The organism is Marinobacter nauticus ATCC 49840, from assembly GCF_000284615.1.
Classification (GTDB): domain Bacteria; phylum Pseudomonadota; class Gammaproteobacteria; order Pseudomonadales; family Oleiphilaceae; genus Marinobacter; species Marinobacter nauticus.
Genome location: NC_017067.1, coordinates 1,045,862 through 1,060,270 on the forward strand (window position 1 = coordinate 1,045,862; position 14,409 = coordinate 1,060,270).

General features: G+C 57.9%; 10 protein-coding genes. 6 read left to right on the forward strand and 4 right to left on the reverse strand.

What is annotated here, in order from left to right; all coding sequences use genetic code 11:
• The first annotated feature begins 110 nt into the window (after positions 1-110).
• Together nudC and murI are read left to right on the forward strand one after the other, a co-directional pair.
• Positions 111-947, forward strand: a complete 837-nt coding sequence (nudC, locus tag MARHY_RS04790) for an NAD(+) diphosphatase (RefSeq protein ID WP_049756939.1) — start codon at positions 111-113, stop codon at positions 945-947.
• A complete protein-coding gene (gene murI, locus MARHY_RS04795) occupies positions 940-1,785 on the forward strand; it encodes a glutamate racemase (protein WP_014420786.1) in 846 nt (281 codons plus the stop codon). Before nudC ends, murI begins: the two co-directional genes overlap by 8 nt.
• Here the strand turns inward: murI and MARHY_RS04800 are convergent.
• The 4 genes from MARHY_RS04800 to MARHY_RS04815 form a co-directional block, all read right to left on the reverse strand.
• Entirely contained in the window at positions 1,763-2,770 is a 1,008-nt protein-coding gene (locus MARHY_RS04800) for a DUF2156 domain-containing protein (protein ID WP_014420787.1), read from the reverse strand. The two genes, murI and MARHY_RS04800, sit on opposite strands and share 23 nt — an antisense overlap.
• Positions 2,771-2,814: 44 nt before the next feature.
• Positions 2,815-3,468: a class I SAM-dependent methyltransferase gene (locus tag MARHY_RS04805; protein ID WP_011785691.1), complete on the reverse strand. Its 654-nt coding sequence runs from the start codon at positions 3,466-3,468 to the stop codon at positions 2,815-2,817.
• Between the two features lie 235 nt (positions 3,469-3,703).
• Positions 3,704-5,881, reverse strand: coding sequence for a putative bifunctional diguanylate cyclase/phosphodiesterase (locus tag MARHY_RS04810; RefSeq protein ID WP_014420788.1), 2,178 nt, complete (start codon positions 5,879-5,881; stop codon positions 3,704-3,706).
• A 24-nt stretch (positions 5,882-5,905) separates the two neighbouring features.
• Positions 5,906-7,873 carry an HDOD domain-containing protein gene (locus MARHY_RS04815; RefSeq protein WP_014420789.1) on the reverse strand — a complete coding sequence of 656 codons (1,968 nt, stop codon included), beginning with the start codon at positions 7,871-7,873 and terminating at the stop codon, positions 5,906-5,908.
• Between the two features lie 248 nt (positions 7,874-8,121).
• On the opposite strand from MARHY_RS04815, the gene MARHY_RS04820 reads away from it, so the two are divergent.
• From MARHY_RS04820 to MARHY_RS04835, 4 genes are all read left to right on the forward strand, one after another.
• Positions 8,122-9,447, forward strand: a complete 1,326-nt coding sequence (locus MARHY_RS04820; protein WP_014420790.1) for a MinD/ParA family ATP-binding protein — start codon at positions 8,122-8,124, stop codon at positions 9,445-9,447.
• A 269-nt stretch (positions 9,448-9,716) separates the two neighbouring features.
• Positions 9,717-11,258: a fatty acyl-CoA reductase gene (locus tag MARHY_RS04825; RefSeq protein ID WP_014420791.1), complete on the forward strand. Its 1,542-nt coding sequence runs from the start codon at positions 9,717-9,719 to the stop codon at positions 11,256-11,258.
• 298 nt (positions 11,259-11,556) lie between these two features.
• Positions 11,557-13,506 (forward strand): acetate--CoA ligase, encoded by a 1,950-nt coding sequence (gene acs, locus MARHY_RS04830; RefSeq protein WP_014420792.1) that lies wholly within the window; start codon positions 11,557-11,559, stop codon positions 13,504-13,506.
• 39 nt (positions 13,507-13,545) lie between these two features.
• A complete protein-coding gene (locus tag MARHY_RS04835) occupies positions 13,546-14,211 on the forward strand; it encodes a response regulator (RefSeq protein ID WP_011785685.1) in 666 nt (221 codons plus the stop codon).
• The last annotated feature ends 198 nt before the right edge of the window (positions 14,212-14,409 follow it).

Consider the following 14,409-nt stretch of genomic DNA (forward strand, 5'->3'; position numbering starts at 1 on the left):
CCAAGTTTAACGGGTTGGGGCGGTAGCGGAAAGTCGTGCACTAATTCTTGGTGATGAATGTGATGTGGTACATTTCGGGACTGGTATTCAGGCAGCAGGAAAGGCAGGGCATGGCAGACGACAAGGCACAGTGGGTACCCGGGTGGAATGAGGCCTCGCCGGAGCAGGGTGATCTGCTGCTGGCGTTCACGGGCAACAGTATTCTGAAGCCGGCGGATGGCTGGTTCCTTCGCTGGGGTGGCCCGGAAATGGGTGGAAGCCGGCCGGAGGCGCTGTCCCTGGGCGCCTGGGAGGGGCGCCCTCTGTATGTCACCATGCTGCCGGACACCGGTGTGCCGGGCATGCAGACGCTGTCCCTGCGTGAGGCTATGCTGCTTACGCCCGGGGCGCCGGTGGATCTGCTCAGTACCGGTTATCAGGTTTGGCAGTGGTGGCAGGACCATCGTTACTGCGGCCGCTGTGGAGAGAAAACCGGAGCTCATCCCCGCGAACGGGCGCGCTGGTGCAACCGGTGTGGCATCCCCTGGTACCCGCGTATTGCCCCTTGCATCATTACCGTTATTCGCCGGGGCGACCGCTTCCTGCTGGCAAAATCCGCGCGGGTCACCCGCAACTTCTACAGTCTGATCGCTGGTTTTGTGGAGCCGGGCGAGAATCTGGAGCAGGCGGTGGCCCGGGAGGTGATGGAGGAAACCGGCTTGGCGGTGACCAACATTCGCTATCAGGGGTCGCAGCCCTGGCCATTTCCTCACCAGTTGATGCTGGGCTTCTTTGCCGACTACGAGAGTGGTGAATTGCGGTTGCAGGAAGACGAACTGGCGGATGCTGGCTGGTTTACGGTGGATGAACATCCCCCGGTTCCGCCAGACACCACGATAGCAGGGCGATTGATCAACGTCCTGAAAGCAGAGATGACTGCCGGAAATGGTGGTCGCCACCATGACTGACCGTCGCCCGAGGGTGCTGGTGTTTGATTCCGGGGTCGGTGGCCTGAGTGTCGCTGCCTGTATTCACCAGACGTTACCCGGTGCGGAGCTGGTTTACCTGGCAGATAATGCCGGCTTTCCCTATGGCGACAAGCCCGAACAGGTGGTGATCGAGCGCTGTTGCACGCTTATACGGCAATGCCTGGCCCAGTTTCCGTGCGATGTGGTGGTGGTGGCCTGTAATACCGCCAGTACCGTTGTCTTGCCCGAGCTCAGGGCCAACATTGCTGTGCCGGTGGTCGGGGTGGTGCCGGCGGTCAAACCGGCGGCAGCCTGTTCCGTCAATCGCCGCATTGGCCTGTTGGCGACACCGGCGACGGTCAAGCGCGCCTATCTGGATGATCTGATTCAGAAGTTTGCGCGAGATTGTGAGGTAGTCCGCCTTGGTCATCCCGCCCTGGTGCGCTGGGCTGAGGAGCTGGTTGGCGGCTCTGCGCCGGATCAGGTGGAGGTGGATGGCGCCATGGTGCCGCTGCGCGAAGCCGGTGTCGACACGGTGGTTCTGGGCTGCACTCATTACCCGCTATTGTTGCCCTGGTTACGCAAGGCGTTACCGGAGGTGATGCACTGGGTGGAGTCTGGCGAGGCGATTGCCCGCCGCGTGGCCTGGTGGCTCGATCAGGCGGGGCAGTTGGCCGGTGCGCAGACGCCACCGGACCACTCCGGGCCGGTGGTGATCAGTGCCTGCTTTTCCGGTGATGCGCCGGAAGACCTGAGCCCGTTCATGTCGGAAATGGGCATCCCGGTGGGGCTGGTGGCCGGCCACTGGCCCGGCGTTACAGTAACCGGGTCAGTTTGAACATGGCGAGGAACTCCAGAGCTGGAATAGCCCGCTTGTGGCAGCAGTAGGTCTTGAATCCATCGCCGCGGAAACGTGATTTGGTGAACTCCAGCCCCTTGAAGTTGTACAGGAAGTTTCCTTTCTCATAGATGCCGTGGAGCATCTTTTTGAGCAGCCGGCTTTCCTGGTGCTCCGTGGCTTTGTCCAGGGACAGGGGAATCAGGCCCAGGTCCAGAAACGGCACACCCTCGGCTTTGAACACGTCCATGGCGTGGGCCATCAGGGTATAGAATATGCCCTGACGAAAGTCCGCGTTGGCGCGGGATATGTTGGGCACATAACTGATGATTTCGTTGTTGCGATAGATCGGGTCGAAGTAGATAAAGCCGACGGCTTTGCCATCCTGATAGGCGTAGAAATGCCGTTCGTTTTCCCGATAATCCATTTCCATCGGGCGAATCAGGAAACGGATTTCGTTGCTCTTGCATTTTCGGGTGCGAATCCAGGCTTCCGAGATTTCCCGCGTGTGGTCATCACTGAAACGCTCTTTAACCGTGATCCCGTTCTTTTCGGCCTGGTTCAGGGCGGTTCTCAGAATCTGCTTTTTCTTGCCGCTGAGGGACCATTTGCGCAGGTCGATGCGGGATTCGCTGCCAAACTGGGTGCCGTAGAGCCCGAAGCGTAGATGCAGGAAATCCACCACCGGTTTGGAGACCTGGATGTAGCAGGCATTCGGAAACTTCTGGTGGAAGCGCTCCAGAATCACCGGAAAGTTCTCGGGTGCGCAAACCGGGTCTGACAGCACAAAGGTGCCGCCCCATTTACGCATGTAGGCCACGTAGCCCATCCCTTCAACATCGAAGTACTGCATCCCCGGCTGCAGAGTCGAGAAGGACTGTGAGTGCACGCCGAACTGCTTGAGGTAGTTCACCCGCTCTGAAAACGTAAACTGTCCGTCGGTGAGTCCCTGGGTACGGTCCAGTGCAAGAATCTGGTCTGACATGATGACGCTCCCGATAACCTGTTGTTGTTTTTGGTGTCAGGGGTTCAGGCCTGTTTTCGGCCGAGGATGGACCAGTAGCAGTCCATGTTCAGAAGCTTGAAGTGCTTCTTCTCGGTTACCTGCAGGCCCAGGCGCTGCATGTGCTCGGGGTAGTTGTAGATCTTGTGGAAGGCGTTGTTGGCAAACAGCCAGAAAATGAACACCGCCATGTACCAGTAGAGTTTCTTGAACATGCGGGACAGGATGTTGCCCGTCGGGTAGCAGAAGTCGCCGACAACCACTCTGGCATCGGCTTTGCCCAGGCGAATCAGGTGCTCGAGCACCTTCACCATCATGTCTTCGTCAAACACGTTCAGGAAAAAGTTGGCGACCACCATGTCGTATTGCTCGAACTCATCCACCTTCATGATGTCGCTGTGGATGCGGCGTATGGTCAGATGAGGCGCTTCTTTATGCTGGGCATCGGCGAATTTGCGCAGCATGGTTTCGGACAGATCGACCACCGTTACCTCCGCTCCCAGCTCTGCGGCTCGGATAGCGTCCCGGCCGTGGCCGACGCCGGCAAAGAGAATGCGGTCTCCGGGTTTTACCGTTTCCACATCCAGCATGGCGGTCTTGCAGCGATGGATGTTCTTGCCGCTGTAGAGATTGCTGAGAAAATCGTAGACGGGGCCAATATACTTGTACTTGTCGCGCATGATGACTGCTGCCTTCTTCTTGTTCCCTGGTTGTCCGCCACCGTTATTGTGATTGTTGCTCCGACAGCCTGTCGGACATTCCGGTGATCGGTTACTGATAAACCGAGCTTAGAGAAGGGGTAGGTTGAAAGATGTGCAGTACTGCGCATTTCCGGATACACAAAGTAACGTAAGGATACACTTTGCAAACCGGGTCAATGTTTTGGTTCTGAGTGTCAGACAATCGATAATCGTTTTAGCCGGTATGTGCGAAGGCCAGACCATCTTTGGCCAGCAACCGTGTAATGTCGGCGGCGGGTCGGGCGGGGCCGTAGAAGAAGCCCTGAACCTGGTGACAGCCGAGGCTTTTCAGGTACGCAAGTTGGTCGTCGGTTTCCACACCTTCGGCCACAATCTCGAGTTTCAGGCCGTGTGCCATGGCGATAATGGCGTTGACGATGCAGGCTCCGTCTTCGCCACTGCGTATGGCTTTAACAAAGGACTGGTCCACCTTCAGAGTGTGAATCGGTAGACGGTGCAGGTAATTGAGCGAGGAATAGCCGGTACCGAAATCGTCGATGGCGATGCGCACGCCGGTGGCGGCCAGCTCCTTGAGCTTGCGGCTGATCTGTTCAAGATCATTCATGATCACATTTTCTGTGATTTCGATTTCCAGGTTATCGGCCGGGAAGTTGTGGGCGGCCACCCGGTTCATCAGGGTTTCGACGAATCTGGGGTGCTCCACCTGGCTGGGGGAGAGGTTCACCGCCAGGCGCAGGTCGGAATGCCCGCTACTGATCCAGCGGCCGACGTCGCGGCAGGCCTGATCGATAACCTGTTCACTGAGTTTGCCAACCAGCCGGGTTTCTTCTGCCAGGGGCAGGAAATCCCCGGGGTAGAGCAGTCCCCGTTCCGGGTGCTGCCAGCGCACCAGGGCCTCCAGGCCCACCACCCGGTTGGAACGGGAGCATACCTGAGGCTGGTAAAACACCCGGAGCTCGTTGCGTTCCAGTGCCAGGCGAAGATCCCGTTCCAGGCTCAGCCGGTTGGCGGTGTTGATGCTCATGCTGTCGGAATAGAAGCGATAGCCATCTTTACCCCGCGCTTTCACGTGGTACATGGCAATATCGGCGTTCTGTATCAGCAGATCCATGGTCTCGCCGGCTTCGGGGAATACTGAAATCCCGATACTGACCCCCACAAAGACCTCGTGGTCTCCCAGCTGGAACGGCGCTTTCAGAGCGTTGATCAGTTTACGGGCAATGTTCCTTGCGTCGTCGTTGCCGTGAATGCTCGGCAATAACAGGGTGAATTCATCGCCCCCGAAGCGGGACAGGGTGTCTCCCCGGCGCAGGCACTTTTCCAGTCGATGCGTGACCGCCTGCAACAGGCGATCTCCCATGGCGTGTCCGAGCGTGTCGTTAACCACCTTGAAGCGGTCCAGATCCAGAAACATCACGGCAAGTTTCTGCTGGCTGCGTCGTGCATGGGTGATGGCCAGTTCCAGCCGGTCTTTGAACAGAGCCCGATTCGGCAGCCGGGTCAGCAGGTCGTGGTAAGCCTGGAAATTGATGAAGGCCTCGGCCTCCTTGCGCTCGGTGACATCGCGGGCGATGCCATAATAACGCGCTGGCTGGCCGGTGCAGCCGCCCTGGGTCTTGCCGGTCTGGGGCCAGGTTTGTGGGTCTACCGGGAAGGCGGTGATCTCGAAATGACGGGTGGCCTTGCGGCTGCCCCGGGTTTTCAGGCGGACCTCCAGCACCCGGGGATTATCCGCAGAGATGTTGGGGCCCTGCAGAGCATAGGTGCCACGGGCCACGTCCCGGTCATCCAGTATGTGGCGGAAATGCTGCCCGCAGAGCTCTGAGGGCTGATAGCCGAGCAGGCTTTCGACCTTGTTGTTGATGAAGCAGATATGCCCGGTTTCATCGAGCATGAACACGATGTCCGGCGAGCTGTTGACGATATAGCGGTGCAGAGCCTCGGATTTCTCCAGCCGGGACTGAACCATCTCATGGGCGCGAATAAGCGACTGCTTGCCCAGAACCCCTTCCACAGTTGCCAGCAATTCTTCCGGGTCAAAGGGTTTACGGATGTAATCCAGTGCGCCCCGGCGCAGGGCCCGACTGACGGTGCTGAAAGACGACTCTCCGCTGACCACAATGACGCCGCAATCCGGCTGCAGCCGGCCGGTTTCCGCCATTACCTGGAAACCGTCCAGCTCTGGCATGTTCAGATCCAGCAGGGCCAGATCAAAGGCTTGCCGGTGAAGCTGTTCACAGGCCTGTCGCCCACCGTGGGCTTCTGACACCTCAAAACCCCGGCTCCGGAGGAGGTCGGCCAGGGTTTTGAGCAGGCGTGGCTCGTCGTCTGCCACCAGGATACTGGGGCGTCGGGAAAGGCTGGAGGACTCTGTGGTCTGTTCGCTTGCCATGGCTGTGTGTCCGTGGTTTCGTCGTCAGTCGGCGTCGTTATCGTTATGACTTGCCGCCGGCAGCAGTATCCGGAAGGCCGTGCCCTCCTGTCCGGTGTGGCAAGCAATGATGCCCTCCATGTCATCAATCAGTTGTTTAACAATGCTCAGCCCCAGGCCGCTATGGCCATCTCCCTTGGTGCTGTTGACCGGTTCAAACAGTCGGCGTTGCAATGGCTCCGGAATGCCGGGACCGTTATCGGTGACCTGCAACTCAACCCAGCGTCGCCGGTTCTGAAACAGGGGTGCCGTGGTTTTCAGAGTGACGGTTCCGGGCCGCTCTCCAAAACCCTCAACTGCGTTTCTGACCAGATTAAGGACGATCTGGCGGACCGCAGAGGGGGCTGCCTGTACTTGAGTGTCCGCTTTGCAGAGGTGCAGGTGAAGCTCCCGGTGATCGTCATGGAACAGGCTATCCCGAAGGATTCTGCCCAGACCGGTCAGTTCTTCGTTCAGATCGGTGTCGGAGCCTGTTGCTTCGGCTGAGTGCTGGCTGATCTGCAACAACAGGTTGCCGGCACGCTCGAGTTCTTCCTGAATGATGTTCAGCTCATCCTGAACATCTGGATCCTGGAGCCGGCTGCGCAGCTGGAACAGGTACTGGCGGATAATGGTGAGCGGGTTACTGACCTCGTGTACCTGTCGGCGCAGACGATCGTTCACCATTTGCTGGTCCGAGCCAAGGCGATCGGCAGATGACAGCTCAAGAACCGCTGAGAGTTCCCGGGTGAACAACTCTCCGAGGTTGCGCGCACCCGCCACTGTCTGGTCGTCGATGCCAATCACGAACACACTGTCCCCGGTTGCAACCGGGAGCGCCAGTAGTGAGGGTGCGGCCAGCAAGGAGCACAGCTGTTGATCAAGCACGGTGGGTTCGGTCTGATCCATGGTTGTGGTGGTGCCGGTTCTCAGAGCAGTGGTTAGCGCGCTGTCGCCGTAGGCTGGATTAACGGACATCTCCGGCAGTTGCCGGCAGGTGCCTGAACGTAGCGTAAGATCCTCACCCTCCCGGCTGAAGCAGAGCACGGGCAGACCGGTGATCAGTGCCAAGCTGCTGGCGGCTTCCGACACCAGTGTGGAGAGGTTTTCCGGGCCAGAGGCTGGCAACGCCAGCGCGGTTCGCACCATGGTGTGTTCCAGCAGCCGCTGGTTCAGCTGACGTCTGGCCTCGCGGGCATCGTAATCAGTATCCAGAGGGATACCGAGGGAGGCAGCCACGCTGGCAACCTCTTCGCCGATCTTCTTGTTGATCTCACGGGTAAGATCTTCCTGCAACCCGAAGATGGTGGCCGCTGCCCCTACGCCTACGGCATCAGACAGAGCTAGCCGGGTAGAGAGACTGACCACCTTGACCAGGTGCCCGGCATCCCTCAGTTGTCCTGGCAGGGCCTGTTGATAGCGCATGGCATCGACAGCCATTGTGCCCAGCCCCCAGGAGGACACCAGCCCGGCGGCGATGTCGTTCTGCTGGTTCAGTATCTGTTGCTTGCGTTCGGGGCAGGGTGTTTTGATCGCAATGAGCTCGCCAATGTTATGCATCATCCCCAGAAGAAAGGCCTCTTCCGGTTCCGGGTAGCGGGTCAGCGTAGCCAGCGTCTTGGCCGTCAGTGCGGTGGTCAGGGAGTGCCGCCAGAAGTCCCTCAGTTGTTGCCACTCATCGCCTCCAAGTTCAAACATCAGCTGTCGCAGGGCGGACGTCAGTAGCAGCGTCTGGAATTTTCGGGTCCCCAGTCTCAACAGGGCCTGTTCAACAGAATGGCTGGGAGCTCCCCGATGGTATAGCGCGGAACTGGTGAGGGCGAGTAACCGGGTAACGAGGGCGGTGTCGGCAGAAACGATACGACTGATTTCGCGATAGCTTTGACCGGAATGGCAGGCGTCCAGAGCGCGCAGGATAACCTCCGGAAGGCTCGGCAGCTGTAGATCTGACGCAATATCCGTCGCTGTAGTCATGGCACGCCCCTTTGGTCCTGCGCGGTCCGCTAATGGCCGTGCGCAAGCTTCCCTGTTCTGTATTGAAATAATATGACAGGGTGTTCATTCTTCTTGTTGGTCCCTGAGCTTAGACAATAATCCGTCACTATTAAATACTTATTGGTGCTTTTTTAAGCAATCTATCATCCGGTCTGTGATATGTGTACCCTTTTTACAGGTTAAAATGTCGCTTATAGTGACAAGTTTAAGCGTCCAGGCTGTTTTTCATGGAAGTCCCCAAGCAGACACAAAGCCAGAACCCAGCGCAAAAATCGCGCCAGACCCGAACCATTGCCATTACGGGCGGAAAGGGCGGTGTTGGCAAGACCACGGTGGCGCTGAACCTGGCCATTGCTCTGTCCGAGCAGGGCCAGAAGGTGCTTCTGCTGGATGGTGATACCGACCTTGCCAACGTCAGCATTATGGTAGGTGCCTACCCTCAGCGCACGCTTGCCGATGTGGTGGCGGGGCGATGCGCCATGCAGGATATTATCATGACCACCTACGCCGGGCTGGATCTGATCCCAGGTGCATCCGGTGTGCAGAGCTGTATGGAGATGTCGGAGCAGGGCGGTCTGGCTGTTCTGCGGGCACTGCATGAGCTTGAGAACCGCTACGACACCGTTATTATCGATACGGCGTCGGGTTTACAGTCGGTGGGCTTGCATATGATTGCTGCTGCCGAGCTGGCCTGTCTGGTTGTCACGCCTGATCCGGCCTCACTAACCGACGCTTTTTCTCTGATGAAGGTACTCAAACGCCGCGGCTACCGCCGGACTCCGGCAGTGATCGTTAATATGGCGCAGGGGGCCAGTCAGGCGCGCTCTGTGTTTCAGCGTTTTAATGGTGCCTGTCAGCGCCATCTGCAATGGTCGCTGCATTATCTGGGCGGGCTCTGGCGTGATGAAACTCTGCGTCAGTCAGTGCTGGACCAGATGCCGGTGACGGTGCTGCCGGCTTCGGACCCCTCCTGTCGGCAGTTTCACTCCCTGGCGGAGATGCTGAACGTTCATGTTGGCCGACTGCCCCCAAGAAAGGCGGGGATCGCCGCTTATTGGTACCGGGCCGCCAAACGCGCCACTGAGGCGGACGCAGGTAATGGTCAGAGCAGCGGGGCGGATAAAAGCAGCCGGCAGCATTGTCTGGATCTGATCGCACAACTAGAAAAGGCCATGATATCGGTACCCGACGATGTCATGCTCAGATATGAAGCATTTACACGGCTGTTTGCACTGTTGGGGCGCAGTCCCGATGCCGACACGGTGGAGATCATTCAGACCAGTCTCGCCGCCATGAACTGGGATAAGCTGCCGACTCGCGATCGCGCCAGTCTTGCCCGTCATTTGCGGCATTTGTCAGATGAGTTGGCACCACCGCCGAGTGACCAGCCCCCCTCTCAGGCGGTTCATCACAGCCTTGAGGGCCCTCTGTATGACCGGGTCAGTTTCGGTGAGCAGGAGCAACTGGTACGCGCCCTGCGGGAAAAACCGGCCAATGTCTCACTGGACGACCTGCTGCGGGCGCTGGCGGGCAAAGACCGAACGGGCTCATGAGGCAGCCGTTTCAGGGTCGATCCATGTGCCTTTTTAATTGTCATTTTATTAGCGTTTTTTGTGTCGTAATTTTGCAGTCTGTCACCGTGCTGTCACGTTCGTTGTGTGAGAATTGACCGATATCGTGGCTCGTGGCCCGCAATATGCAGGCACTCTGACAGGCGGTTGCAACAGGGAATCAGTGACGACGGGGAAAGGGATGTGCCCCGCCCGCACAGTACTGGCCGGCGTTAGATCGGCATTAGTGATCTCAGAGAAGGAGTTCTATCATGGCAATACAGCAGGTACATCACGCTGACACTTCATCATCAAAGGTGCTCGGACAGCTACGCGGCAAGCGGGTTCTGATCACCGGTACCACCGGCTTTCTGGGCAAGGTGGTCCTCGAAAAGCTGATTCGGGCGGTGCCTGATATCGGCGCTATTTACCTGCTGATCCGGGGCAATAAACGGCACCCGGATGCTCGTTCCCGTTTCCTGGAAGAAATTGCCACGTCCTCGGTGTTTGACCGTCTTCGCGAGGCCGATTCAGAGGCATTTGACGCCTTTCTGGAAGAGCGCATTCACTGCGTGACCGGTGAGGTGACCGAAGCGGGTTTCGGGATAGGGCAGGAAGACTATCGCAAACTCGCCACCGAACTGGATGCGGTGATCAACTCCGCCGCGAGCGTGAATTTCCGTGAAGAGCTCGACAAGGCTCTGGCCATCAACACCCTGTGCCTTCGGAATATTGCCGGCCTGGTGGATTTGAACCCGAAGCTTGCGGTCCTGCAGGTCTCCACCTGCTATGTCAATGGCATGAACTCGGGGCAGGTAACCGAATCGGTGATCAAGCCGGCAGGCGAGGCCGTGCCGCGTTCCCCGGACGGCTACTATGAGATAGAAGAGCTCGTTCGACTGCTGCAGGATAAAATTGAAGACGTTCAGGCCCGTTATTCCGGCAAGTTGCTGGAGAAGAAGCTGGTGGACCTGGGGATTCGGGAAGCCAACCGCTATGGCTGGAGCGATACCTACACCTTTACCAAGTGGCTGGGCGAACAGTTGCTGATGAAGGCGTTAAACGGGCGCACCCTGACCATTCTGCGTCCTTCGATTATCGAAAGTGCCCTGGAGGAGCCGGCGCCCGGCTGGATTGAGGGGGTGAAGGTGGCAGATGCCATCATCCTGGCTTACGCACGGGAAAAAGTGACCCTGTTCCCGGGCAAACGCTCCGGTATCATCGATGTGATTCCAGTGGACCTGGTGGCCAACTCCATCATCCTTTCCCTGGCGGAAGCTCTTGGAGAACCCGGTCGGCGACGCATTTATCAATGTTGCAGCGGGGGCGGCAATCCAATCTCCCTGGGTGAGTTCATCGACCATCTCATGGCGGAATCAAAAGCCAATTACGCTGCCTACGATCACCTGTTCTACCGGCAGCCCAGCAAGCCGTTTCTGGCGGTTAACCGGGCGCTGTTTGATTTGGTGATCAGTGGTGTTCGCTTACCGCTCTCCCTGACGGACCGTGTGCTCAAATTACTGGGAAATTCCCGGGACCTGAAAATGCTCAGGAACCTGGACACCACTCAGTCGCTGGCAACGATTTTTGGGTTCTACACCGCGCCGGATTATATCTTCCGGAACGATGAGCTGGTGGCGCTGGCGAACCGGATGGGGGAGGTCGATAAAGGGCTGTTCCCGGTGGATGCCCGCCTCATTGACTGGGAACTCTACCTGCGCAAGATTCACCTGGCCGGGCTCAATCGCTATGCCCTGAAAGAACGAAAGGTGTACAGCCTGAAAACCGCGCGCCAGCGTAAAAAAGCAGCCTGAAAAACGTCGCCGGGGCAGGAAAGCGCTTCTGCCCCGGTTTCTTCCTTCTGTTTTGGTCATTTCCTGCGGGCAAACTATCCTTGCGAGTATTACTTGGTAGTGGCCCGTCCCTGCCCTTATCGCTGCATTTCTGAGCAGGTTGCCCCTAATTGCCGGGCATCTTAGGACGTTAGTCTAATTCATTGTGCGGTGGCACACATGTTGAACTACAGGCATCTGTCTTGCGGGCGAAAAACGCCCGACCACCCTGAATTTAAAAACCGACAATGACAACAGACTCAGATCAAGGGGGAGCACAATGACTGACAAACAGGTATATCCGGTAAGTCCGGAGGTCGCCGAGCGCGCACTGGTCAGCAAATCGCAATATGAGGAAATGTATCGCCAGTCCGTAGAGGACCCGAATACCTTCTGGGGCGAGCATGGCAAGCGTATTGACTGGATCAAGCCGTTCACCAAGGTCAAGAGCAGTACCTACGATTACAATAACTTGTCCATCAAATGGTTCGAGGACGGTGTCCTGAACGCTTCGGCCAACTGCCTGGACCGTCACCTGGAACAGCGGGGCGATCAGACCGCGATCATCTTTGAGGGGGACGATCCCTCGGTATCCCGGAATGTCACCTACCGGGAGCTCTACGAAGAGACCTGCAAGTTTGCCAACGTGCTCAAGGATCAGGGTGTCAAAAAGGGTGATGTGGTTACCATCTACATGCCCATGATTGTTGAAACTGCCGTTGCCATGCTGGCCTGCGCACGTATTGGTGCGATCCACTCTGTGGTGTTTGGTGGCTTCTCTCCGGAAGCTCTGGCCGCACGGATTGTGAACGGCAAATCCCGTTTTGTAATTACCGCAGATGAAGGTCTGCGTGGTGGCCGTGCCATCCCACTGAAGAAGAACGTGGATTCCGCCCTCAAGCATGAGGACGACGCCAAGGTCGACAAGGTGATCGTGGTGTCTCGCACCGGTAACGATCAGGTACCCTGGACCGAAGGCCGCGACCTGCGTTACGAAGATCTGATGAAGAACGCCTCGGCCGAGTGCCAGCCAGAGCCAATGAATGCGGAAGACCCGCTGTTCATGCTGTACACCTCGGGCTCTACCGGTGCGCCGAAAGGCGTTCTGCACACCACCGGTGGCTACATGGTCTACGCCTCCATGACCCACCAGTACGTGTTTGACTATCACGATGGCGATGTTTACTGGTGTACCGCTGACTTCGGGTGGGTAACCGGCCACAGCTACATCCTCTATGGCCCGCTGGCAAACGGTGCCATCACTCTGCTGTTTGAGGGTGTGCCCAACTATCCGGACAGTTCCCGCATGGGACAGGTGGTCGACAAGCACAAGGTCAACATCCTGTATACTGCACCGACCGCTATCCGCGCACTGATGGCTCAGGGTGAGTCCTGCATGGACGGCACCACCCGCGGCAGCCTGAAACTGCTGGGTTCTGTGGGTGAGCCAATCAACCCGGAAGCCTGGGAGTGGTATCACCGCGTTATCGGTAACAGCAAGTGCCCGATCGTAGATACCTGGTGGCAGACTGAAACCGGCGGCATCCTGATTTCTCCGCTGCCTGGCGCGGTGGATCTGAAGCCTGGTTCCGCGACGCTGCCGTTCTTCGGCGTTCAGCCGGCGCTTGTGGATAACGAAGGCAACATCCTGGAAGGCAAGACCGAAGGCAACCTGGTGATCCTCGACAGCTGGCCGGGCCAGATGCGCACCATCTACGGTGATCACGAGCGTTTCGTTCAGACTTACTTCAGCACCTACAAGGGTATGTACTTCACCGGTGACGGTGCCCGTCGGGATGAGGACGGTTACTACTGGATTACCGGTCGGGTGGATGACGTTCTGAACGTCTCTGGCCATCGACTGGGTACTGCGGAAGTTGAGAGTGCGCTGGTTGCTCACGACAAGGTGGCAGAAGCTGCCGTGGTGGGTTACCCGCATGACATCAAGGGGCAGGGCATCTACGTGTACGTAACCCTGGTGCAGGGCGAGGAGCCCAGCGACGAGCTCAAGAAAGAGCTGGTACAGTGGGTGCGTAAGGAAATCGGCCCGATTGCCTCGCCGGATGTGATTCAGTGGGCACCTGGACTGCCCAAGACCCGGTCTGGCAAGATTATGCGCAGGATTTTGCGTAAAATTGCCGCTAACGAGCACGATCAGCTTGGAGATACATCCACTCTGGCTGATCCGGGCGTAGTGGATGAGCTGATCAGCAGTCGGGCGTTCAAGTAACGCCCCGCTGCTGGCACTAACCTGTGAGGAATCTGTTGAATGACACAAACAATTATCGTCGCTGATGATCACCCGCTGTTTCGGGCAGCACTGAAACAGGCGGTCAATCAGGCGGTGCCGGATGCCGAGACGGTGGAGGTCGACAGCATCAAGGCGCTGCAGGCGGCGGTAGAGTCGCACCCGGACGCGGACCTGATCCTGCTGGATCTGAACATGCCGGGTGCCCATGGCTTTTCGGGTCTGGTGTTCATGCGAGGCCAGTACCCGGGTTTGCCTGTGGTGGTTGTGTCCGGTTCAGAAGATCTGCAGGTGATGCGCCGCTCGATTGATTACGGTGCTTCCGGCTTTATTCCCAAATCGGCACCTTTGCCAACCATTACCGAGGCTATACAGGCGGTGCTGGAGGGGGATGTCTGGCTGCCGGAGGGAGTCGCCGACAAGATTGAGCGGATGCAGGCTGAGACCACGGATTTCTCTGAGCGTCTGGCGTCGCTGACACCGCAGCAGTTCCGGGTGTTGGGGATGCTGGCCGAGGGGCTTCTGAACAAGCAGATCGCTTACGATCTGGATGTTTCGGAGGCGACGATCAAAGCTCACATCACGGCGGTGTTCCGCAAGCTTGGGGTTCGTAATCGGACTCAGGCGGTGATCGCCATTCAGCAGATGGAGCTGGATCCTTCGGAGCAGTCGCTTTCGGGGAGTTGAGGTTTTAGCTTTTCAGTTTGTTTCAAAACGGGAGCCTTTGGGCTCCCGTTTTTTTTGCCCGCAAGTTTGGTGCTGTGCCACGGGTGAGGAAGCCCTCCCTGAGACCGCTACGAGCACATCCATTTGCGCTTTGCTTTGGCCATCCATGGCCAAAGAAATCTCAGGGAGGGCTTCCTCACCCGTGGCATCATGCTTTGG

Coding starts and splice junctions, on each gene's coding strand:
- nudC (WP_049756939.1), top strand. CDS start 111: ATGGCAGACGACAAGGCACAGTGGGTACCCGGGTGGAATGAGGCCTCG.
- MARHY_RS04820 (WP_014420790.1), top strand. CDS start 8,122: ATGGAAGTCCCCAAGCAGACACAAAGCCAGAACCCAGCGCAAAAATCG.
- murI (WP_014420786.1), top strand. CDS start 940: ATGACTGACCGTCGCCCGAGGGTGCTGGTGTTTGATTCCGGGGTCGGT.
- MARHY_RS04810 (WP_014420788.1), bottom strand. CDS start 5,881: ATGGCAAGCGAACAGACCACAGAGTCCTCCAGCCTTTCCCGACGCCCC.
- MARHY_RS04825 (WP_014420791.1), top strand. CDS start 9,717: ATGGCAATACAGCAGGTACATCACGCTGACACTTCATCATCAAAGGTG.
- MARHY_RS04835 (WP_011785685.1), top strand. CDS start 13,546: ATGACACAAACAATTATCGTCGCTGATGATCACCCGCTGTTTCGGGCA.
- MARHY_RS04800 (WP_014420787.1), bottom strand. CDS start 2,770: ATGTCAGACCAGATTCTTGCACTGGACCGTACCCAGGGACTCACCGAC.
- MARHY_RS04805 (WP_011785691.1), bottom strand. CDS start 3,468: ATGCGCGACAAGTACAAGTATATTGGCCCCGTCTACGATTTTCTCAGC.
- acs (WP_014420792.1), top strand. CDS start 11,557: ATGACTGACAAACAGGTATATCCGGTAAGTCCGGAGGTCGCCGAGCGC.
- MARHY_RS04815 (WP_014420789.1), bottom strand. CDS start 7,873: ATGACTACAGCGACGGATATTGCGTCAGATCTACAGCTGCCGAGCCTT.